The sequence below is a fragment of the Micromonospora sp. NPDC023888 genome (genome assembly GCF_040639415.1).
Lineage (GTDB): Bacteria > Actinomycetota > Actinomycetes > Mycobacteriales > Micromonosporaceae > Micromonospora.
Genome location: NZ_JBEZZW010000006.1, coordinates 124,958 through 147,049, shown reverse-complemented (window position 1 = coordinate 147,049; position 22,092 = coordinate 124,958). Strand labels below are relative to the sequence as shown.

14 protein-coding genes are annotated in these 22,092 nt (G+C 72.4%); 6 read left to right on the top strand and 8 right to left on the bottom strand.

The window, feature by feature from the left end; all coding sequences use genetic code 11:
- Positions 1-86: 86 nt before the first annotated feature.
- Positions 87-2,444: a pyruvate dehydrogenase gene (locus tag AB0F61_RS07575; protein ID WP_357804714.1), complete on the top strand. Its 2,358-nt coding sequence runs from the start codon at positions 87-89 to the stop codon at positions 2,442-2,444.
- Positions 2,445-2,492: 48 nt separating this feature from the next.
- Here the strand turns inward: AB0F61_RS07575 and AB0F61_RS07570 are convergent, their stop codons facing one another.
- The 3 genes from AB0F61_RS07570 to AB0F61_RS07560 all read right to left on the bottom strand — a co-directional run bounded on the left by AB0F61_RS07570 (position 2,493) and on the right by AB0F61_RS07560 (position 7,239).
- Positions 2,493-4,115 carry a metallophosphoesterase gene (locus AB0F61_RS07570; RefSeq protein WP_357804710.1) on the bottom strand — a complete coding sequence of 541 codons (1,623 nt, stop codon included), beginning with the start codon at positions 4,113-4,115 and terminating at the stop codon, positions 2,493-2,495.
- Between the two features lie 61 nt (positions 4,116-4,176).
- Positions 4,177-5,349, bottom strand: coding sequence for a PQQ-dependent sugar dehydrogenase (locus AB0F61_RS07565; protein WP_357804706.1), 1,173 nt, complete (start codon positions 5,347-5,349; stop codon positions 4,177-4,179).
- A 72-nt stretch (positions 5,350-5,421) separates the two neighbouring features.
- On the bottom strand, positions 5,422-7,239 hold the full coding sequence (locus tag AB0F61_RS07560; protein ID WP_357804701.1) for a SpoIIE family protein phosphatase: 1,818 nt from the start codon (positions 7,237-7,239) through the stop codon (positions 5,422-5,424).
- Positions 7,240-7,425: 186 nt separating this feature from the next.
- Between AB0F61_RS07560 and AB0F61_RS07555 the strand changes: the two genes are divergently transcribed.
- Positions 7,426-8,352: a 2-hydroxyacid dehydrogenase gene (locus AB0F61_RS07555; protein ID WP_357804695.1), complete on the top strand. Its 927-nt coding sequence runs from the start codon at positions 7,426-7,428 to the stop codon at positions 8,350-8,352.
- Positions 8,353-8,363: 11 nt separating this feature from the next.
- On the opposite strand, the gene AB0F61_RS07550 is transcribed toward AB0F61_RS07555, so the two are convergent.
- A complete protein-coding gene (locus AB0F61_RS07550; protein ID WP_357804690.1) occupies positions 8,364-8,738 on the bottom strand; it encodes a PH domain-containing protein in 375 nt (124 codons plus the stop codon).
- 215 nt (positions 8,739-8,953) lie between these two features.
- Here AB0F61_RS07550 and AB0F61_RS07545 point away from each other — a divergent pair, with 215 nt between their 5' ends.
- Positions 8,954-11,335 carry a GGDEF domain-containing phosphodiesterase gene (locus AB0F61_RS07545; protein WP_357804685.1) on the top strand — a complete coding sequence of 794 codons (2,382 nt, stop codon included), beginning with the start codon at positions 8,954-8,956 and terminating at the stop codon, positions 11,333-11,335.
- Between the two features lie 6 nt (positions 11,336-11,341).
- Here the strand turns inward: AB0F61_RS07545 and AB0F61_RS07540 are convergent, their stop codons facing one another.
- Positions 11,342-12,361, bottom strand: a complete 1,020-nt coding sequence (locus AB0F61_RS07540; RefSeq protein WP_357804681.1) for a LacI family DNA-binding transcriptional regulator — start codon at positions 12,359-12,361, stop codon at positions 11,342-11,344.
- Between the two features lie 111 nt (positions 12,362-12,472).
- Here AB0F61_RS07540 and AB0F61_RS07535 point away from each other — a divergent pair, with 111 nt between their 5' ends.
- Positions 12,473-14,923 carry a glycoside hydrolase family 2 protein gene (locus AB0F61_RS07535; protein ID WP_357804675.1) on the top strand — a complete coding sequence of 817 codons (2,451 nt, stop codon included), beginning with the start codon at positions 12,473-12,475 and terminating at the stop codon, positions 14,921-14,923.
- 61 nt (positions 14,924-14,984) lie between these two features.
- Here the strand turns inward: AB0F61_RS07535 and AB0F61_RS07530 are convergent, their stop codons facing one another.
- Positions 14,985-15,221 (bottom strand): hypothetical protein, encoded by a 237-nt coding sequence (locus AB0F61_RS07530; protein WP_357804670.1) that lies wholly within the window; start codon positions 15,219-15,221, stop codon positions 14,985-14,987.
- A 482-nt stretch (positions 15,222-15,703) separates the two neighbouring features.
- Between AB0F61_RS07530 and AB0F61_RS07525 the strand changes: the two genes are divergently transcribed.
- Entirely contained in the window at positions 15,704-16,534 is an 831-nt protein-coding gene (locus AB0F61_RS07525) for a DUF3152 domain-containing protein (protein WP_357804664.1), read from the top strand.
- A gap of 96 nt (positions 16,535-16,630) precedes the next feature.
- On the opposite strand, the gene AB0F61_RS07520 is transcribed toward AB0F61_RS07525, so the two are convergent.
- A complete protein-coding gene (locus AB0F61_RS07520) occupies positions 16,631-17,470 on the bottom strand; it encodes a hypothetical protein (protein ID WP_357804659.1) in 840 nt (279 codons plus the stop codon).
- A gap of 223 nt (positions 17,471-17,693) precedes the next feature.
- A complete protein-coding gene (gene ilvD, locus AB0F61_RS07515) occupies positions 17,694-19,541 on the bottom strand; it encodes a dihydroxy-acid dehydratase (RefSeq protein ID WP_357804653.1) in 1,848 nt (615 codons plus the stop codon).
- Positions 19,542-19,652: 111 nt separating this feature from the next.
- Here ilvD and AB0F61_RS07510 point away from each other — a divergent pair, with 111 nt between their 5' ends.
- Positions 19,653-22,025: a bifunctional diguanylate cyclase/phosphodiesterase gene (locus AB0F61_RS07510; RefSeq protein ID WP_357804647.1), complete on the top strand. Its 2,373-nt coding sequence runs from the start codon at positions 19,653-19,655 to the stop codon at positions 22,023-22,025.
- Positions 22,026-22,092 lie beyond the last annotated feature (67 nt).

Below are 22,092 nucleotides of genomic sequence, written 5' to 3'. Positions count from 1 at the left end.
CCGGCCCGTCACCCCTCTGCCGCCCTGGGCGGCGCGATCCACACCCCTCGCGAGGGCGTCAACGGCGACGCCCGAATGGAGCCACCGTGACCCAGCACGACCTCGATGTCCTCGACGAGATCCAGCGGCGGGTGCTCTGGCTCGCCACCCGGATCGTGGACGCCGCCAACCACGACCGGGCCACCGGCGACGGGGTGAAGGTCGGCGGTCACCAGGCGTCAAGCGCCTCCCTGGTCACGGCCATGACCGCGCTGTGGTTCGCGCACCTGGACGCCGAGGACCGGGTCGCTGTGAAGCCGCACGCGTCCCCGGTGTTTCACGCCATCCAGTACCTGCTCGGCAACCTGGACCGCTCCTACCTGCCCCGGCTGCGGGCCCGCGGCGGCCTCCAGTCGTACCCGTCGCGGACCAAGGACCCGGACGCTGTGGACTTCTCCACCGGGTCGGTGGGGCTGGGCGCGGCGGCGCCGCTCTTCGCCGCCGCCACCCGGCGGTACGTCGACGCGCACTTCGGGGCCCGGCCGCACTCCCGGTTCGTGGCGCTCATCGGCGACGCCGAGCTGGACGAGGGCAACATCTGGGAGGCGGTCGCCGACCCCGCCACCACCGGGCTGGGCAACGTCATGTGGCTTGTCGACTTCAACCGGCAGTCGCTGGACCGGGTGGTGCCGGGCATCCGGATCAACCAGTGGCGCGGCCAGTTCGAGGCGGCCGGCTGGCACGTCGTGGAGGTCAAGTACGGCCGTCGGCTCGCCGAGGCGTACGCCCGGCCGGGCGGCGAGGCGCTGCGCGACTGGATCGACGCCATGCCCAACGAGCAGTACCAGTCGCTGTTCGGGTTGACCGGCCCGGTGCTGCGTAAGCAGTTCCTCGACGGCGCGCCGGCCGGCATCGACGAGTTGATCGCCCACGTCAGCGACGAGGAGTTGAGCCCGCTCGTCACCGATCTGGGTGGGCACGACCTGTCCGCGATGCTCGACGCGTACGCCCAGTGCGACGCGGTCACCGACCGGCCCAGCGTCGTCTTCGCGTACACGGTGAAGGGTTGGGGTCTGCCCATCGCCGGCAACCCGCGCAACCATTCCGCGCTGCTCAGCTCGGATCAGGTCGACGCCCTGCGGGCCGCGCAGGGGTTGACCGCCGAGACCGAGTGGGACCGCCTCGACCCGGCGTCACCGGCCGGCATCCGGGCCGGCGCCCGCCGGGAGGCGCTGTCCCGCGCGCCCCGCGAGCGCGCGCTGGGGGTCACCGTCCCGGAGAGCACCGGAGTACGCGCAACCAAGCCGATCTCCACGCAGGAGGTCTTCGGTCGGGTGCTCGTGGACCTGGCGCGGCACCGGGAGGTGGGCCGCTACCTGGTGACCACCGCCCCGGACGTGGCCACCTCCACCAACCTGGCCGGGTTCATCAACAAGACCGGGGTGTTCGCCCCCACCGAGCAGCGTTCCTGGACCGAGGACCGGATGCTGCGCTGGACCGAGAGCCCCGCCGGGCAGCACATCGAGCTGGGCATCTCGGAGATGAACCTGTTCCTGCTGCTCGGTCAGCTCGGCCTCTCCTGGGACCTGTCCGGGCAGCCGCTGCTGCCGGTGGGCACGGTCTACGACCCGTTCGTGCTGCGCGGCCTCGACGCGTTCCTCTACGGCACCTACTCGGGCTCCCGGTTCGTGGTGGCCGGCACCCCGTCCGGCATCACCCTGGCCCCGGAGGGTGGCGCGCACCAGTCCACCATCACCGCGTCGGTGGGCCTGGAGCTGCCCGGGGTGACCTTCGTCGAGCCGGCGTACGCGGCCAGCCTGGACTGGCTGCTCTGCGACGCGCTCGGGCAGATCGCCGGTGGGTCGACCCCGGCGGCGACCGCCGCGCCCGCCGAGGACGGCGCGTACTACTTCCGGTTGAGCACCCGACCGCTGGACCAGGCACCGTTCGAGGCGGCCCGGGCGCGGCTCGGCGACGCGGTGCTGCGCCGGCAGGTGGTCGCCGGGGCGTACCGGCTGGTCGACGCACATCAGGCGTACCCCCACCTGGTCGACGCCCCGGTGGTGCAGTTGGCCGCCTCCGGTGCGGTGCTGCCCGAGGTGCTGGCCGCCGCGGCGGAGCTGGCCGACGAGGGCATCGCCGCGCACGTGGTGGATGTGACGAGCCTCGACCGGCTCTACCGGGCCTGGCAGCGCACCCTGCGCCAGGGCGTGCGGACGGCCACGGTGCCCAGCGTGCCGGGCGCGCTGCGGTCCGCGTTCGCCGATCGGGTGCCGGTGGTGACAGTGCACGACGCCGCGTCGCACGCGATGGCCTGGCTCGGTTCGGCGGTCGGCGCGCCGGCGGTGCCGCTGGGCGTGGACGAGTTCGGCCAGTCCGGCAGCGTCGCGGAGCTGTACGACCTGCACGACCTGCTGCCCGGCAGCATCGTCAACGCCGCCCTGGCCGCCATCGCCCTGCGCTGACCCGGCCGCGCTGGCCCGTGGTGCGGAGCCGGCACCGTAGGGCCAGGATCAGCTGGTCGGGGACGGGGTCGGGCTCTGTAGGGGGTCGGGCGACTCCGGCGCGCCGCCGTTAGGTGTCGGGGTGACCGACGCCTGCGTGCCCTGCGCCGGATCGGCCACCACGTGCCGCTCCAGGTTGACCTGGGACTGGCCGGTGCCGCCCACGGTGATGTCGTCGTACGCCTGGAGCATCTTCTGCTGGTCGAAGTAGAGCACCGTCATCGTCAGCGGAGTGGGTTTCTCGCCCTCCAGGCCGCGCAGGCCGGCGCCGCCGGTGGAGCCCTCGACCATCAGTGCGGTGGGCTGCTGACCGGGCGCCTGGGGCAACCGGGACACCTGCCGCGCGTGGGTGTGCCCGGCCAGCACCAGCGGGCAGGTGCCGGCGAGCGGCCCGGCCGACGCCGGGTCGTGCACCAGGGCGATGTTCACCGGCTGGGGTGAGCGGCGCACCGTTGTCGCGAGCTGCTCGCCCGCGCCGATCACCTGGTCGGCGACCTGCTGGGTCAGGCCACTGCCGGCGGGTGAGGTGTTCTTGTCCGGGGTGAACCGGGGGTCGCCGATGCCGGCGATGGTCAGCCCGGCGACTGTCGTCGTCGAGTTGTTCAACACGATCGCGTTCGGCTGGCGGGCGACGGCGGCGGCGGTCTTGCCGGAGTCGTGGTTGCCCCGGATGAAGACGTACGGCTTCTTGAGCAGGCTGATCGAGCCGACGAAGGACGCCTCCGGCTCACTGCCCCAGTCGGTGATGTCGCCGGTGTCGATCACCACGTCGATGCCGAACTGCTCCACCACCGTCCGGATCAGTTGCCAGCCGGTCGGGTTGAGGTGCATGTCGGAGACGTGCAGCACCCGCGTGGTGCCCGGGGTCGGCTCCAACAGCGGCAGCGCCGAGACGGTGGTGTAGAGCTGGCTGACGTTGCCGACCAGGCGTTGCAGTTGCTCGGCGTACTTCGTGTAGTCGTTGGCGATCCGGCGCGCGTCGCCGACGATGGCTGGTGCGTTGACAAGCAACCCCTCGTAGCGTGGCTCCTCGATCGCCTGGGGACGTACGGTGGCCGCCGCCGTGCCGAGGCTTCCGGCGGTGACCAGCAGCGCGAGCCCACCCGCCCAGGCGGTCCGTCGGACGTTACGGAAGATCAGCCCGGCCAGGAGCAGGGTGACGAGCACCGACGCCCCGAGGGCCCGCAGGCCGAGCCGCATCACCCCGGAGCGGACGTCCTCCACGGCGCTCTGGCTGGCCCGGCTGATGCTGGCCGGGTCGTCGATGAGCGCCTCGGTGCGTCCCTGGTCGAGTGCGCCCAGCCGCACGGTGAGGTGGGTCGGCCCGTCGTGGCTGTCGAGCAGCAGCGCGCCGAGCGGCGGGATGTCGACGGTGGTGCCGCCGTCCCGGGCGGGGGAGATGCTCAGGTTGGCGCGGAACGGCCCGATGTCGGTGTCCACCTGACCGCCGGCCAGCACCCCGAGCACGGCCCCGGCCAGGGCCACGGCGAGGACGGCGACGACCAGCCCGATGCGGCGCAGCGGCCCGGCGGGGCCGACAAGCGAGCGCCTCGGGCGCGGCGAATCGCCGTCGGTCACCGGGACGTCCCGGTCACCGGCGTCGTCGTGTTGCTCGTCGCGCTGCCCGTCCATGCTGAAATTCTGACCTGCCCGTCGGAAGATCTTGGTAAACCTGAACGGATGGTGACGAAGGTCAGCTACGGCCGCCGTCGCCGCCGGCGAAGACCACCCGCAGGAGCCGGTCGTCGTCGCCGGCCGGGTTGCCCCGCCCGTCGTGGTTGGAGGTGCTCACCCAGAGTGAACCGTCGGGTGCGGCGGCCACCGCGCGGAGTCGGCCGTACCGGTTGGTGAGCAGCTCACTGGGCTGGCCGAGCAGCGTGCCGGTGTCGGTCAGCTCCATCACCCAGAGGCGTTTGCCGCGTAGGCAGCCGGTGACCAGCAGGCGGTCCGTGGCGGCCAGACCCGAGCAGGACGCGTCCTCGGTCGCCCACTGCGTGATCGGGTCGGTGAACCGCCGGTCGCCGGCCCGCCCCTCGACCTCCGGCCAGCCGTAGTTGCCGCCCTTGGTGATCTGGTTGATCTCGTCCCAGGTGTTCTGGCCGAACTCGACGGCGTACATCCGCTTGGCGGCGTCCCAGGCGAAGCCCTGGACGTTGCGGTGACCCTGGGACCAGACCGGGGACCCGGGGTACGGGTTGCCCGCGGCGGGCTTGCCGTCCCGGGTGATCCGGAGGATCTTGCCGCCGAGGCTCTTCACGTCCTGGGAGAGGGGGCGCTGACCGGCGTCACCGGTGCTGACGTAGAGCTGCCCGTCCGGGCCGAAGCCCAACCCGCCGCCGTTGTGCACGTTGGCCTTGGGGATGCCGGTGAGGATCGGGGTGGGCTGCCCACCGAGTTGCAGCCGGGCGACCCGGTTGTCCCGCTCGGCGGTGTAGTAGACGAAGACCGTCCGGTCCTTGGCGTAGTCGGGGGAGACGGCGATGCCGAGCAGGCCGCCCTCGCCGGCCGCGGCCACGTCGGCGATCGTCTGCACCGGGCGGACCCGCAGCCCGTCCGGCCCGGACTCGGGGCCGGCCTGGAGGATCCGACCGCTGTCCCGTTCGGTGACCAGCGCGCCCCCGTCGGGCAGGAAGGCGATGGCCCAGGGCACCCGCAGACCCTTCGCGAGGACCGTCGCCACCGCCTGCTGGCCGGCGCCACCGGGGCTCGCCGACGTGGACGGGGTGGGCAGGTTGGGCGGTTCGCCGGCCGGGTCGGGCTCCGGTTCGCCGAAGCTGCAACCCGCGCTGAGCAGCAGTGCCGCGCAGGACGCCGCGAGGGCCACCCGGAGGCTACGGACGCGAGGGTACGGGGGACGGGCTCTCACCCGGCCCAGGGTAGCCCGCCGGACGGCCCGGTCGAGTCCGATGGGTGCCGGCGGCCCCGGCCGGTGCACCGTTCACCGTGCCCGTACGGCCAGCAGCGCGGTGTCGTCCTCACGGTGGCGGATCGAGGCGAGCAGCAGGTCGCACAGCTTGTCGAGGGGCAGCGTGTCGGTGCCGGTCAGCCGGACCACCAGCTCGGCCAACCCCTCGTCGATGGATCGGTCGCGCCGCTCGATCAGCCCGTCGGTGTACAGCAGCAGGGTGTCGCCGGTGGACAGGCTCGTCGACTGGCTGGTCCGCGTCGACGGCCGGGCCAGGCCGAGCAGTGGCTCCGGTGTGGCCTCGAGAAGCTCGACCGCCCCGCCGACGCGGACCACCAGGGCCGGCGGGTGCCCGGCGTTGGACCAGGTCACCTCGTGGGCGCCGGCGTCCTGTGGACAGATCCGGACCAGCGTCGCGGTGGCGGCGATCGGCAGCCGCAGGCCGCGGATCGCGGCGTCCAGGTTGCTCAGCAGCGCCCCGACCGTGTCCGGCCGGCCGAAGGCGTTGCCCCGCACCAGGTTGCGGAGCTGGCCCATGGTCGCCGCCGCCTCGATGTCGTGCCCGGCCACGTCGCCGATCGCCGCGATCAGATCGCCGTCGGGCTGGATGAACGCGTCGTACCAGTCACCGCCCACCTCCACCCGGTCGGCCGCCGGCTGGTAGCGGGCCGCCAACTCCAGCTCCCGCACGACCGGCAGTCGCGGCAGCATGCTGTGTTGCAGGACCTCGGCGACGTGTCGCTGCTCGCCGTACATCGAGCTGTTGCCGACGGCCTGGCCGGCTCTGCGGCCGATCTCGACAGCGGTGAGCAGGTCCCGGTCGTCGAACTGCTGCCGCTTGGCGTCGTTGACCAGGGTGATCGCGCCCAGCACGGTGCCGCCGACGCCCCGTACCGGCACGCTCAGGTAGGACGCGATGCCCAGGCGGGCGGCGATCGACGTCATCTCCGGATCGATGGTGCCCCTCGTCACGTCGGCAAGCGACGCGATGCGGCCGAGCCGGGGCTGACCGGTCCGGAGCACCGCCCGGATGGACGAGTCCGGGCTCAGCCCGGTGCGCAGCAACTCACCGAAGCGTTCGATGTCCGCCGTCCGGGCCGGGTCGCGGTGCACCGAGACCACCTCGCGGGGCACGCCGGTCGGGCCGATCAGGGTGAGCAGGCACCAGTCGGCGAGCAGCGGCACCATGGCGGCGGCGAGCCGGCGCAGCGCGGTGCCCACGTCCAGGGTGCCGGCGAGCGTCTCGCTCACGCCGGCCAGCAGTTCCAGCCGCTCGTGTGCCTGCACGATCCGCCGCCGTGCCTCCTGCGCGCCGTCCAGCGCGATGCGCAGTCGCAGCTCCGACGAGCAGGCGGCAGCCAGGTCGGCCAGGGTCCGTAGCTGCGCGGCGGTCCACGCGCGGGGCTTGCTGTCGATGGCGCAGAGCGAACCGAGGACCCGGCCGGAGAGGTCGGTCAGCGGCATCCCGGCGTACGCGACCACGCCGAGGTCGTCGATGGCCAGATTGTCCCGAACGCGGGGGTAGAGCCGGGCGTCCGGCAACACCATCGGCACCTCGATGTCCACCACGTGCTGGCAGAACGAGTGGCTCAACGGGGTCTGCCGGCGCTCCGACCACGGCTCCGGCAACCCGAACGCGCCCGGAAAGAACTGCCGGTCGGCGGAGACCAGGGAGACCAGCGCGACCGGCACGTCGAGCAGGTCGCTCACCAGGCGGGCGAACCTGTCGAACGCCTCGTCCGGTACGGCGTCCAGCCCCGTCTCGGTGAGCGCGCGCAGCCGCTCCGGGTCGCCCAACGCGGCAGGGGAGGCGATTGGACGCCGGGCGGTGCCGGGGGAGCCGTCGGTCATCGAGCACCTGTCTGCTGGGGCGGAGGCCGACCGGCCCTCCGACCCTTCGTTATACCTCGTCCAGGCCCGGGTCGAACATCGGTGTGCTGAGTCTCGCCCGCCCCGGCCCCGCGCGCCATCCCCCGGGACGCCGGTTCGCGCCCGCGCCCGCCCCGGCCGCGGCGGCGGGGACTATCGTCGGCTGACGTGAAGGTATGGATCCCGAACCAGGCCGGCCTGAACCTGATGGGCGAGCTGCCCCCGGATGTGACGGTGGAGGTCCTGGAGCACGCCGACCGACTGCCCTCGGAGGTCGCCGACGTCCGCGTCTGGGTGCCACCGTTCCTGACCGGCACCGACGCGACGGCGCTGCTGCGTGAGCTGCCCGACCTGGCGGTGGTGCAGTTGCTCTCCGCCGGGGCGGACGCCTGGGCCGGCCGGACGCCGCCGGGCGTGACCCTGTGCGACGCCCGGGGCGTGCACGACCCGTCCACCGCCGAGTGGGTCGTCACCGCGATCCTCACCCAGTTGCGGGCGTTCCCGGTGTTCGTCCGTGCCCAGGCCGAACGGCGCTGGGCGTACCAGGGGAACACCCCGACCGACGAGCTGACCGGCAAGCGGGTGCTCATCATCGGCGCCGGTTCGATCGGCACCGCCGTGCGTGACCGGCTCGCCCCCTTCGAGGTGAGCTTCACCCTGGTCGCCAGGACGGCCCGCCCGGAGCAGGGGGTGCACGCCGTCGAGGAGTTGCCCCGGCTGCTGCCCGAGGCGGACGTGGTGGTGGTGCTGGTGCCGCTCACCGACCAGACGCGTGGCCTGATCGACAAGGACTTTCTGGCCGCGATGCCGGACGGGGCGCTGCTCGTCAACGCCGCCCGGGGGCCGGTGGCACACACCGAGGCACTCGTCGCCGAGTTGGGCACCGGCCGGATCTCGGCCGCGCTGGACGTCACCGACCCGGAGCCGCTGCCCGCCGACTCTCCGCTCTGGTCGATGCCGAACGTGCTGCTCACCCCGCACGTGGCCGGGTCGGTGCGCGGTCTGCTGCCGCGGGCCTACCGACTGGTCGGTGACCAGGTTCGCCGGTTCGCCGCCGGGCAGCCGCTGATCAACGAGGTCGTCGACGGCTACTGACCTGACACACCTCAGCCGGCGTGCGGCAGTGTCTGACCGGTGGCCGAGATCAGCCGGGGCAGGTCCACGCCCCGGACGGCCGGCAGGGTGACCTGCTGGCCGTCGTCGAGCCGGGCGACCGCTCGCCCGCGCTTGTCGGAGGTCAGCTCGACGACCCGGTCCCAGCCGAGGCGGCGTTGCCCGACCAGCGCCCGTACGCGTAGTTCCCGCGCGTCGGCGTCGGTGCCGGCCCGCCAGGCCCACACCCCGACGGCGAGCGGAACGAGCAGCACCGGTAGCAGGTAGACCTGGGCGTTGGCGAGTGGCAGGGCACCGATGAAGGCGATGACCGAGGCGACCAGGATGGCTTGGTTGTGTCGGAAGCGGACCGTGTCGGGCTTACTCACCCTCTGATGATCCCACTCCCGGCCGGTCCGGCTGGCGGCGGGCGGTGCCGAGGGGGTGGTACGTCGTACAGTGACACGGGTCGTTGTCTCCTCTGGGTGACCGACACGTAACCGATTCGGCCGCCGATCGTTCACAATTGTTGGACAACGGACCAGGAATGGCCGGTGTCCCGCACCGTCGTACCGCCCCGTGCCCCCTCACGAAGGCGACCGCCGTGCTCCTCGCGTACCCGTTCCGCGTCCTCGTCCCCCGCTGGGCACTGGAGACCGCCACGTCCACGGCGGTGGCGTTGCTTCTCTTCGCCGGTGTCCTCGACCTGGTGTCGCCTCCGGTGGTGATCGCGCTGGCAGCCGGCGCCGGCGCCACGCTCGCCGGGGTGCGGCTCTCCCGGCTGGCCGTCTCGCGTCGCGTCGACCCGTCGCCACGGACGGCTGGTGTGCTGCTCGACGCGGCGGTGGTGGCGGCCGGTCTGACCGCCGTCGTACTGCCGCTTGGCGGTGGCGGGCACACGGTCGCCGTGCTTGTCGGGTCACTTGTCGTGGCGGCCCTCGCCGGGGCCGGGCTGTGCCGGCTTCCCGGCCGGACGCGGCCGGCCGCCGGGGTCAAGCTGCGCTGGCTTGTCGAGTCGACCGGCCCGGCCGTCGGGTTGGCCCTTGCCGGCTGGCTGCTGCTGCCCCGTGCCGGCCTGTCGGTTCCGGTGCGGTTGGTGGCCGCGTTGGCGCTCGGTGGGCTGGGCATGGCCGCGCTCACCGCGTTCGCGGGGCCGCGGCGACGTTTTCCGACGGCGGTCTGCCGGGGCGGTGTCCTGCTCACCCTGGGCGGGCTGGTGCTGCTCGCCACGCTGCCGTCCGCGCCGACCGGGCGGGTGACCCTGCTGGCCGTACCCCCGCTGGTGCTCGGTTTGCTGCTCGTCGCGGTCGGTGCGGTAGAAGCGGCGGACGCCTGCGACGTCGAGCCGGCGGAGCCGGTCCCCTCGGCCTGGCCCCGGTCGGTGCTCCCCGCCGCGGTGCTGCTGCTGGCGACGGGTCCGCACCTGGGTTCCGGCCACGCACCGGACCGGACGAGCGTGTTCCTGGCCCTGGCGGCGGTGCCGCCCCTGGTGCTGCGGGAGCTGCTGCGCGCCGGTGACGCGCCCGCCTCGGCGCGACCCGCCGCACATCGTCGACCCGCCGGCGGCCCGGTGCGGCACCGCCACGCGGCCCCGCCACGGTGGCTGGGTGATCTTCCGGCCGCGGAGCCCACGCACGACAACCGCGACCCCGCCGGCCCGGTCACCGGGAACGGCGTCGGCTCGACCTGGTCACCCGAGGATGGCGCCGGCTGGTCGGCGCTGAGCCGGCGGCCCGTTCCGGCGGGAGGTGGTCCGCCCGGTGACCGGGCAGCCCTGCTGGACGCCCTCGCCGCGATCGGTGACGTGCCGGCGCCGTCCGGCGCGCTGCTGCTGGTGGACCTGCACGTCACCGACGGGATCGGCCCGACCGCCCGGGAGGACGTGCTGGCCGAGGCGGTGCACCGGGTCCGCGCCGTCATCGCTTCCGACGACCTGGTCACCGGCCGCACGGGTGCCGGCTTCGCCGTGGTCACCGCCGCCGGCCCGGTGCTGGCGTACGCGCTGGGCACCCGGCTGCTGGCCGCGCTCGCCCCGCCCTACCAGTTGGCCGGTTCGGTGGTGCGGGCGCAGACGAGCATCGGGCTGGCCGAGGTGGGCGGTGACCGGCCGGCGGACGTGCTGCGTCAGGCCGAACTGGCTCGACGGCGGGCCGTGCAACTGGGCCGGGACCGGGTCGAGTGGTATGACGCGTTCCTTGAGGAACAACTGGTACGCCGCCTCGACCTGGAACGTGAACTGCCCGGTGCGGTGGCCCGGGGCGAGTTGGATCTCGTCTACCAGCCGGTGGTCGACCTGACCGACGGGCAACCGGTGGGTGCGGAGGCGCTGCTGCGGTGGCGGAGCCCGGTGCTCGGCACTGTGCTTCCGGCCGAGCTGCTGCCGGTCGCCGAGGACCTGGACCTGGTCGGCGAGTTGGAGTGGTGGGTGCTGGACCGGGCCTGCCGGCAGTTGTCCGACTGGTCGGTGGGCGTCCGGGAGTTGTGGATGGCGGTGAACGTCACGACCCGGGAGCTGACGACCCCCGACTTCGTGCAGCGGGCGGCGGCCGTGCTGGCCGCGTACGGGGTGCCACCGGAGCGGCTGGTGGTGGAGGTGAGCGAGCCGAGGGTGGCGGGTGACCTGTCGACCGTGGTGGCCCGGTTGGCCGGGCTGCGGTCGCTCGGCGTACGCACCGCGTTGGACGACTTCCGGGCCGAGCACGCCTCGCTGGCCCAGCTCCGCCGGCTGCCGATCGACCTGCTCAAGGTGGGTCCGGAGTTGGTGGGCGCACGGCCGGACGGGCAGCCACCGCTTATCGACGTGGTGGTCAACGTGGGTGAGCGGCTGGGCGTCGAGATCGTCGCCGAGGAGTTGGAGTCGTCGACGCAGGTCGAGGTGGCTCGCCGGGGCGGCTGCCGGTACGGGCAGGGGTTCGCGTTAGCCCGCCCGGCGACGGCCGAACGGGTCGAGGCGTACTTCGAGGAGTTCCCCTCAGCATCTCGCTGAACCGGTTCATCTCCCTCGGGGCGGTGCGGTGCTGCCGCGCGGAGTCAGGTGCGGTGTCTCGTCCTGCACCCGGCTCACCGGCTCCCCGCCGATGACGGCGAGCAGTTGCTTGGCGGCGTGCGCGCCGTACGCCGGGATGTCCCGGCCCAGCGCGGTCAGCGGCGGGTGCACCAGCCGGCACAGCGGCGAGTCGTCCCAGGCCACGATGGACAGATCGGCGGGAACGGTGAGCCCCATCTCCTGGGCGACGGAGAGCCCGGCGATGGCCATCACGTCGTTGTCGTAGATGACAGCGGTGGGCCGCTGGGCGGAGCTGAGCAGCCGGCGGGTGGCCCGCCCACCCTCCTCACCGGTGTAGTCGGACCAGACGGTGACCGCGTCGACGAGGTCGAGCCGTTGGCACACCGTCGCGAACGCGTCGGTGCGGATCTCGGTGTGCCGCAGGTCGGGCAGGCCGGCGACCCGGGCGATCCGCCGGTGCCCGAGCGCGACCAGGTATTCCACCGTCTCGGTCAACGCTGCCGCGTCGTCGGACCAGAGGCTGGCGAGCGCACCCGTGCCACCGGGGCCGCCGATCACCACCGCGGGCAGTTGGAGCTGCTCCAGGGCGGGGATGCGACGGTCGTCGGTGCGCAGGTCGCAGACCAGCACCCCGTCCACCCGACGTTCGCCCCACCAGCGCCGGTAGACCGCGATCTCGGCGTCCGGATCGGCCACCACCTGGAGGGTCAGCGCGTACGAGCGGGCGGACAACTCGGCCTCGACGCCACTGATCAGTGCCATGAAGAACGGCTCGATGCCGAGGATCCGGGCCGGTCGGCACAGGGCCAGGCCGACCGCGCCGGAGGCGGCGGCGGAGAGGGCGCGGGCGGCGCTGCTCGGGCTGAACCCGATCTCGGCGGCGATGGCCAGGATGCGCTGCCGGGTGGCCTCGGAGACCCCGGGCTGCCCGTTCAACGCGTACGACACGGCGCCCTTGGACACCCCGGCGTGCCGGGCGACGTCGGCGATTGTCGGCCGCTTCACCGGCGCGCTCCTTCGCTGTCTGGCCGTTGACAGTCCGAATTCCGGACCGTACGGTGGCTCAGCTTATCCGGTTCAGTAGGCGTCTTTCGATGCAGAAGGTGCGGTGCGGAGTTGAGCCGACAGGCACTCTACGACGGTTGGACCCTGCGGGCGGCATCCGGAGCGCAGGTGCCCGCCGACATCGCCGGGCGGGCCGTGCACGCGACCGTGCCCGGTTGCGTGCATACCGACCTGCTCGACGCCGGGTTGATCGACGATCCCTACCTCGACGACAACGAGCTTGCCCTGGCCTGGATCGGGCGCACCGACTGGCACTACCGGACGAGCTTCCGGCGCCCCGTCGGCGACCACGACCGGGTGGACCTGGTCTGCGCCGGCCTGGACACCGTCGCCACGCTCACCGTCAACGGCGTCGAGGTCGGCCGCACCGCCAACATGCACCGGGGCTACCGGTTCGACGTCGGTGCGCTGCTACGCGACGGCGACAACGACCTGGCCGTGGCGTTCGACTCCGCGTACCGCTACGCCGAGGCGCAGCGCGAGCGGCTCGGCGACCGTCCCAACGCCTACCCGGAGCCGTTCCACTTCATCCGCAAGATGGCCTGCAACTTCGGGTGGGACTGGGGGCCGACCCTGGTCACCGCCGGCATCTGGCAGGAGATCAGCCTGCACGCCTGGTCCACCGCCCGGCTGGACACCGTCCGTCCACTTGTCACGATGGACGGCCGCGACGGCCGGGTCGAGCTGCACGTCGACATCGAGCGGGTCGCGGACGTTCCGCTGACCGTCCGGGCCGTCGTCGCCGGCGCCCACGCCGAGACCGTCGTCCCGGCCGGGCAGCGCACGGCCGTGCTGACAGTCACCGTCCGCGAGCCCGCGCTCTGGTGGCCCCGGGGGTACGGCGAGCAGGCCCGCCACCCCGCCGAGGTGACCCTGCACGGGCCTGACGGCGACACCCTCGACACCTGGTCACACCGGATCGGCTTCCGCTCCGTGCGACTGGACACCACCCCTGACGAGCACGGCACCCCGTTCACACTGTCGGTGAACGACGTCCCGGTCTTCGTCCGCGGGGTCAACTGGATCCCGGACGACACGTTCCCCACCCGGATCACCCGCGACCGACTCGCCGAGCGGTTCGACCAGGCCGCCGAGGCCAACGTCAACCTGCTGCGCGTCTGGGGTGGCGGCCGGTACGAGTCGGCGGACTTCTACGACCTCGCCGACGAGCGCGGCCTCCTCGTCCAGCAGGACTTCCTCTTCGCCTGCGCCGCGTACCCGGAGGAGGAGCCCTTCGCCAGCGAGGTGGCCGCCGAGGCCGCCGAGCAGGTCACCCGGTTGACGCCCCACCCGTCGCTGGTGCTGTGGACCGGCAACAACGAGAACATCTGGGGCTGGCACGACTGGGACTGGCAGCCGGCCCTCGCCGGGCGCACCTGGGGGCGCGGCTACTACCTCGACGTACTGCCCCGGATCGTCGCCGAACTGGACCCGACCCGCCCGTACTGGCCGGGCAGCCCCTGGTCGGGCACCGAGGCGATCCACCCGAACGACCCGGCGCACGGCACCACCCACATCTGGGACGTGTGGAACACCGACGACTACACCAAGTACCGGGAGTACGTGCCCCGCTTCGTCGCCGAGTTCGGCTACCAGGCCCCACCGGCGTACGCGACAGTGCGCCGGGCACTGAGCGACGAACCCCTGGCGCACGACTCACCGGGCATGGCACACCACCAGAAGGCGGCGAACGGCGACGCCAAACTCCAGCGGGGCCTGGACGCCCACCTGCCCGCACCGGCCGACTTCGACGACTGGCACTACCTGACACAGCTCAACCAGGCCCGCGCCATCCAGCTCGGGGTGGAGCACTTCCGCTCCCACCGGGGCATCTGCGCGGGCACCATCGTGTGGCAGCTCAACGACTGCTGGCCGGTCACCTCCTGGTCGGCCGTCGACGGCGACGGCCGACGCAAACCCCTCTGGTACGCGCTGCGCCACGCGTACGCCGACCGGCTGTTGACCGTGCAACCCCGCGACGGTGGGCTGGCCCTCGTCGCGGTCAACGACGGTGGCACGACCTGGCGGGCCTCGGCGTCGGTGACCCGGCTGACCCTCGACGGCGAGCCACGGGCGAAGACCTCCGTCGACCTCGACGTCCCGCCGTACTCCTCGGTGGTGCTGGCGCTGGCGGCCGAGCTGGCGCGGCCGGAGCAGGCCGGACGGGAGTTGCTGGTCGCGGAGGCGGGTGGCACCGCGGAGCGCGCCCTGTGGTTCTTCGCCGAGGACCGGGACGTGGAGTGGCCTTCGGTGGCCTGGGACGCGACGGTCGAGCCGTTCGACGGCGGTCAGCGGGTCCGGGTGACGGCCGGCACGGTGCTGCGTGACCTGACCCTCTTCCCGGACCGGTTGGACGCGTCGGCCACTGTGGACACGGCGCTTGTCACGCTGCTGCCGGGCGAGTCGGCCACGTTCACCGTGCGAGCCGACGGTTTGTTGGACGAGGCGGCTCTCGTCGCTCGTCCGGTGCTGCGCTGCGTCAACGACATCGCGTCGAGCTAGCTCACGTTCCCATGATCGCGCTCGATCCATGAAGTAGTGGCCTCCCGTTGCGAGGAGGCCACTACTTCGATGTTCGAGCACGATCATCACGGGCGCGGCCGGCTTTGTCGCGGGCCACCTCGGCGTCCGCAACAGCCGCGCGTAACCGCTGGTCACTGCTTCCCCGTTGTACTTCGGTCAGGTGTGCCAGTGCCTGCTCGGCGTCGGTCCGGGCGCGCAGCGCCGTGACGGCGGCGGTGTCGAGCTTTCCGCGTACGGCGAGGAGCTGTCCGACCAGCTCGGCGCTGCTGCCGGTCATCCCAGCCGGGTGAGGTAGGCGTGTGCGTGTATGACGGCGTTGTCGAAGCGGCGGCGGGTGGGTTCTACCTCTGCACTCGCATCGCGCCAACGAGTTCACGTTTGCGTGGTCGGGCGGACGCTATAGGAGATGAAGGCGGCACGCAGTCCCGCGACGGTGGGCGGCTTGAACAGCCGCGCGGCGTCCATCCCGATCGGCGTCGCCGTCAACCTCGGCACCCGTGGGGAACTGGGCCGGCCAGCTCACCTTGGCGTGGTGTTGGGCAGGGCAAAGGAACGACCGCCGCCACGAGTCGGGCGGCCACCGGTTTGTTGGTCGGCAAACGGCCCGGCGTCGGGCAACGACGGCCATAAGGCAACCTGTCGGCTCCGCCAGCCTATGGCCGGGCGCCGATGCCGATCGTCTTGATATTTCCCTTACCCCTGGTCACCTAGCCTTCCGGTGTTCCTCACCTGACCGTGATCGAAACTGGAGGCTGTGACGTGCGGATCAACGGACGGCTGCTCGTGCCGATCTCGTTGGTGGTGGTGCTGGCGACCGCCGGGTGTGGCACCGCGCCAGCGCCAGCCTCCGGGCGGGCCGATGTCCCGCGCTCTGGTTCGAGTGGCCCCCGCTCAGGCGCGCGCCCCAGCGATACACCGACTGCCAGCCCGAGTCCGGAGATCCCGACCGACGCGGAGATTCCCACCAGGGCTGCCGGCGCCTTCACCACCGCCACCGGCAACGGTCGCGTGATCGGTAAGGGCAAGAAGCGGGTGCGCTACAGCGTCTCGGTGGAGAAGGGGATCGCCTGGGGCGACATCCCGGCCTGGAAGCCGGACCGGTTCGCCGAGAGCGTCGAGCAGGTGTTGGCGGCACCGAACGGGTGGGCCGATTCGGCGCAGCACCCGGTCACCAACGACGCGGTGAACCTGACCCGGGCGTCGTGGTCCTTCCAGCGGGTGGGCGCCGGACGTGTCGACGTCGATGTCCGCCTCGCCACGCCCAGGACGGTGGACCGGCTGTGCGGTGCGAGTGGTGTCGACACCGAGGGGGTCTACTCCTGCCGGTACGGCAAGACCATCATGATCAATTTGCGGCGTTGGCTCCAGGGCTCACCGGGATACCCGGTGAGCATCGAGGAGTACCACGCCGGCGTCATCAACCACGAGTTCGGCCACTTCCTCGGCTTCGCGCACATGAAGTGCGGTGGGCGCGGCAAACCGGGCCCGGTCATGATGACCCAGACGATCGACCTGGGCGGGTGCCTGCCCAATGTCAGTCCGTTCAGCGAAAACGGCCAGTTCATCAGCGGTCCGTGGGCGCCATCCTGACCCGGCGATCAGCGGACCCCGTGTCGACCACGCGTCGAGACGGCGCTGCCCGGCCGGTGAGTCTCCTCGCCGACCGGGCAGCAATCCGCGTGCTGGTCAGGTCCCGGTGGTCAGGCCCTTCAGCATCTCGGCCAGGTCGGCGGTCTCCGCCGCCGGCGGCGTCTCGACGGCCACCGCCTTGCCGTAGTCGGTGTAGTCGATGACCATGTCGCCCATCTTGCCCATGACCATGCCCGCCCGACGCGGCCGGTACTGCTCGTCGACCCACAGGTCGATCGTGAGCTCCTTGACGCCCTGCGCGGCGAGCGCCTGCTCGCTGGCCGTCCGCATCTTGGAGTCGATCTGCGCGAGGTAGGCCGACACCGGCGTGGTGACGGTGTAGTGGACGGTCGCCGCCCCGTTCACCGTCTCCTGCCCGACCACGGTCGTGCCCTCGATGGCGAGCAGCGTCTTGACCTGCTTGATCGGGTCCATGTCCTCGAACTGCTTGGCGAAGTCCGCGCCCGCCTTGTCGCCGGCCACCGCGGTCAGGTCCATCTTCATCCAGCGCTTCCCGCCCGTACTCGCGCGGTCCTCCGCGGGAATCTCGACGAAGAACACCGCGCCGATCATCCGGACGGTGACAGTGGTGCCCTCCGGGTCGGTCATCGTCATCTCGGCCTTGGCCGCGTCACCCAGGTCCAGGACACCCTGCATCGAGATCTTCTCGCCGCCCATGGTGCCCTTCATCGTCAGGGTCACCGAGTCGGTCTTGGTGGTGGTGTCCACCGTCTTCTGCAGCGACCCCTTGAGGTCGCTGGCAAGCAACTCCAGGACGGAAGGCTGCTTGTCCGGCGCCTCGGTCGATCCGGTCTGCGGGCCGCAGGCAGCCCCGGCAAACGCCGTGAGCGCCGCGACCGCCACCCCCGCAGTCTTCTTCCACAGTGACACGTGCACGCCTCTTCCCCCGTTGGAATCTGGTCTTCCCCAGATAGACCGACGCCACGCTAGTCCACCCGGCCGATCCCGAGGCACCGCCTTTTCGCCGGTCGCCCGCGCTGCCCGGACATTCACCGTGGTCCTGATCGACACGTGATTGCTGATATCGGGGCATCCGGGTCGACCGGACACCCCGATATCGCTGATCTCGGTGCTGAAGTGGCCGTGGGGGCCGGCGCTCCTACTCCGGGACGCGGCGGTACGCCCCGTCGCTGGCCGAGGTGGCCATCGAGGCGTACGCGCGCAGCGCCGCCGACACCGGTCGCTGCCGATCGAGCGGAGTGTATGGCTTGTCGCGCTTCTCCTCGGCCACCCGTCGCGCCTCCAACTCGTCGGCCGGCACGTTCAACTCGATGGACCGACCGGGGATGTCGATGACGATCTCGTCGCCCTCGCGGACCAGGGCGATCAGCCCGCCGGAGGCCGCCTCGGGGGAGGCGTGGCCGATGGAGAGCCCGGAGGTGCCGCCGGAGAAGCGGCCGTCGGTGAGCAGCGCGCAGGACCGGCCCAGGCCGCGGCCCTTCAGGAACGAGGTGGGGTAGAGCATCTCCTGCATGCCCGGCCCGCCCCGGGGGCCCTCGTACCGGATCACCACGACATCGCCCGCGACGATCTCCTTGGCGAGGATCGCGGTCACCGCGTCGTCCTGCGACTCGTAGACCTTCGCCGGGCCACGGAAGGTCAGGCAGTCGTCCGGCACCCCGGCGGTCTTCACCACGCAGCCGTCCGGAGCCAGGTTGCCGTGCAGGATGGCCAGGCCGCCGTCGGCGGAGTAGGCGTGCTCGCGGTCCCGGATGCAGCCACCGGCCGCGTCGGTGTCAAGTGACGACCACCGGTTGGTGGTGGAGAACGGCTCGACGGTACGCACGCCACCGGGAGCCGCGTGGAACAGCTCGACCGCCTTCGGGGTGGGGGAGCCGCCGCGCACGTCCCAGTCGGTCAACCACTGGGCCAACGAGGGGGAGTGCACGGCGTGCACGTCCCGGTTGAGCTGCCCGGCCCGGTCCAGCTCGCCGAGGATCGCGGGGATGCCGCCGGCCCGGTGCACGTCCTCCATGTGGTAGTTCGGCGAGTTCGGCGCGACCTTCGCCAGGCAGGGCACCCGCCGGGAGATGGCGTCGATGTCGGTGACGCCGAAGTCCAGTTCGGCCTCGCGGGCCGCGGCGAGCAGGTGCAGCACCGTGTTGGTGGAGCCGCCCATCGCCACGTCCAGGGCGACCGCGTTCTCGAAGGCGGCCTTGGACGCGACAGTGCGGGGCAGCACCGAGTCGTCGTCGCCGTCGTACCACCGCTTGGAGATCTCCACGACGGTGCGGCCGGCCTCGACGAAGAGGGACCGGCGCGCGGCGTGGGTGGCAAGCGTCGAGCCGTTGCCGGGCAGCGCCAGCCCGATCGCCTCGGTGAGGCAGTTCATCGAGTTGGCGGTGAACATGCCGGAGCACGAGCCGCAGGTCGGGCAGGCGGAGCGTTCGATCTCACCGAGCTGCTCGTCGGTGACCGACTCGTTCGAGGAGGCGATCATCGCGTCGATCAGGTCGATCTTGCTGTGGACGACGCCCTCGATCGCCATCGTCTTGCCGGCCTCCATGGGGCCACCGGAGACGAAGACGGTCGGGATGTTGAGCCGCAACGCGGCCAGCAGCATCCCGGGGGTGATCTTGTCGCAGTTGGAGATGCACACCAGGGCGTCCGCGCAGTGCGCGTTGACCATGTACTCCACCGCGTCGGCGATCAACTCCCGGCTGGGCAGCGAGTAGAGCATGCCGCCGTGGCCCATCGCGATGCCGTCGTCGACCGCGATGGTGTTGAACTCCCGGCCCACCCCGCCGGCCTCGGCGACCGCGTCGGCGACCAGGCCGCCCATGTCCTTGAGGTGTACGTGACCAGGCACGAACTGGGTGAAACTGTTGGCGATGGCGACGATCGGCTTACCGAAATCGTCGTCGGTCATCCCGGTGGCCCGCCAGAGGGCCCGGGCGCCGGCCATCGTCCGACCGTGTGTGGAGGTCCTCGACCGCAGCTCAGGCATACGTACCAGCATGACACCGTCGCCACGCCGACCCTCCCGTGTATGGGCCGTGTCCCAACAGTTGCACACCCAGCCCCCCACGACGTGCGCCGATCCGGCACTCTTGAAGGCGTGCAACTCCCCCCGGGCATGGTCGCTGTCGCGGGGCTCAGCGGGCTCGTCGCCGCTGCGGCCGCCGTGCTGCTGACCCTGGTCGCCTGGCGGCGCACCGGCCCGCGTCGGCCGGCGCACGTGCTGCTCGCGGCGGCCGCCGGGGTCGCCCTGCTCAGCCTGCTGGCCGGGGTGGGCGCCGCGCTCAACGCGAACCACCACTGGGCCCACGAGCAGGGGCAGCGCACCGGCTGGGCGACAGTTGTGGCGATCGGCACGGCGGTGAGTGGGCTGGCCTTCGCCGCCGGTCTGCTCCGGCTGCCGGGGGTGGCGGCCACCGCGGCGGGCACGGCCCGGCTCGCGCTGGACGGGCTGGTCATGGCGGCGGCGCTGTGGTTCGTCGGCTGGGTGCTCTTCTCCGAGCCCACCCGGTTGCTCGGCGCCGCCACCCCGACGGCCTGCCCGGCGATCCTGGTGGCCACGGTGAGTGCCGCGCTCGGCGCCGGGCTCGCCGTGATCGTCATCTTCCGGGCTGCCGTCCCCCGTCGACGGCTCGCCACGCTTGGCGTCGGCATCAGCGCGGTCACCTGCGGCGGGATGGGCCTCAGCGCCGGGCTCTGCCAGACCGGTCCGACCATGGCGTTGACCGGGGCGGCGGTGCTCGCCGCCGGCCTGTTGACCGTCGCGCTCGCCGCGTACCGGGCCGACCGGCCGGGGCAGGTCGAGGTGGATCTGATCGGTCGCGACGGCGAGTACGCGATCGCCCCGATGGTCGCGATGGCCGCCTCGGCGATGTACCACCTCGCCCAGGACGGCCGCTTCACCGCGGCGGGCATCGTGGCCGGCAGCGTGGAGGGCTTCGCCCTGGTGGCGCGGCAATACCTCACCCTGCGCGACGTCCGGGGGTACGCGGGCCGCCTGGCCGAGCGGGAGGCGCACTTCCGCGAGCTGGCGCACACCGACCCGCTGACGTCGCTGGCCAACCGGCGTGGGCTGCTGCGCGCCCTGCACGACGGCGCCGCGGCGGGCACTCCGTGCGTGCTGCTCGGTCTCGACCTGGACGGCTTCAAGAACGTCAACGACATGCGCGGCCACGACGTGGGCGACGCCGTGCTGGCCGAGGTCGGCCGGCGGCTGCGCAGCAACCTGCGCCCCGGCGACGTGGCCGCCCGGCTGGGCGGCGACGAGTTCGCCGTCCTCATGCAGGGCCGCCCGGCCGAGGCCGACCGCGTCGCCGAGCGGTTGCTCGGGGTGCTCAACCGGCCGTACGACGAGCCGGAGGGCCCGGTCTTCCTTTCGGTGAGCATCGGGGTGGCCGGGTGGGCCGGCCAGCCGGACGTGGAGCTGCTGCTGCGCCACGCCGACCTGGCGTTGCGCTACGCCAAGCAGCGCGGCAAGAACCGGATCGAACGCTACGACGCCGCGTACGACCAGCTGCTGCGCCGGCGGACGACGGTGGAGCACGAGCTGCGGGGCGCCATCGATCGTGACGAGCTGCGGTTGGCTTTCCAGCCGGTGGCGTCGCTGCCGTCGGTGCGGCCCGTCGGGGCCGAGGCGCTGCTGCGCTGGCACCACCCCGAGCTGGGCAACGTCGGTCCGGACGAGTTCATCCCGCTCGCCGAGGAGTGCGGCATGATCGCCCCGCTGGGCGCGTGGGTGCTGCACCAGGCCTGCTACCAGCTCTCCCGTTGGCTGGCGGACGGCCACGACGTCTGGGTGTCGGTGAACGTCTCCCCGCGCGAGCTGCACGCCCCGGAGTACGTGGTCCAGGTCGCCGAGGCGCTGCGCGCCCACCACGTGCCGCCGCAGCGGCTGGTGCTCGAGGTCACCGAGCACGCGGTCGCCACCGACCTGGACGAGCTGATCCGGCGGCTGACCGCGTTGCGGCTGACCGGTGTCCGGATCGCGCTCGACGACTTCGGGGCCGGCTACTCGTCGCTGGGGCAGTTGCGCCGGCTGCCGATCGACATTCTGAAGATCGACCACAGCCTGGTGGCCGAGCACGAGCCGGTCCGGCCGGTCGGCCAGGACGGGCCGGCGTTCGCCCCGATGGTCGACATCGTCATGCGACTGGGCCACCAGTTGGGGCTGGAGGTGATCGCCGAGGGGGTGACCACGCCTACCGAGCTGGCCGCGGTGGTGGCCGCCGGCTGCCGTTTCGGCCAGGGCGCGCTCTTCGGCTGGGGGGTGCCGGCCGAGCACCTGGAGGCGATGCTGGAGGCGGCCACCTCACCGGGTGCGCGGTCCGCGCCGCTGCCCGCTCCACGCCGGGTTCCGGGCGGGTACGCGCAGGTCACTCCGCCTGCCGATGGCGACTCGCCGGGCGACGCGCCGACGTCCGTTGACCAACATGTGGGAGCAGTTGACTCATCGCGTGAGATGCGTCAGGCTTAGCCGCATGTCGTCGTACCGGTCGCTGCGAGTACTTACCTGAGCGCACTCTCCCCATCGAGAGTGCGCT

What these genes read in the sequence shown, in the direction of transcription:
- ilvD (WP_357804653.1), bottom strand. Translation starts at nt 19,541, where the DNA reads ATGCCTGAGCTGCGGTCGAGGACCTCCACACACGGTCGGACGATGGCC.
- AB0F61_RS07570 (WP_357804710.1), bottom strand. Translation starts at nt 4,115, where the DNA reads ATGGACGGGCAGCGCGACGAGCAACACGACGACGCCGGTGACCGGGAC.
- AB0F61_RS07560 (WP_357804701.1), bottom strand. Translation starts at nt 7,239, where the DNA reads ATGACCGACGGCTCCCCCGGCACCGCCCGGCGTCCAATCGCCTCCCCT.
- AB0F61_RS07530 (WP_357804670.1), bottom strand. Translation starts at nt 15,221, where the DNA reads ATGACCGGCAGCAGCGCCGAGCTGGTCGGACAGCTCCTCGCCGTACGC.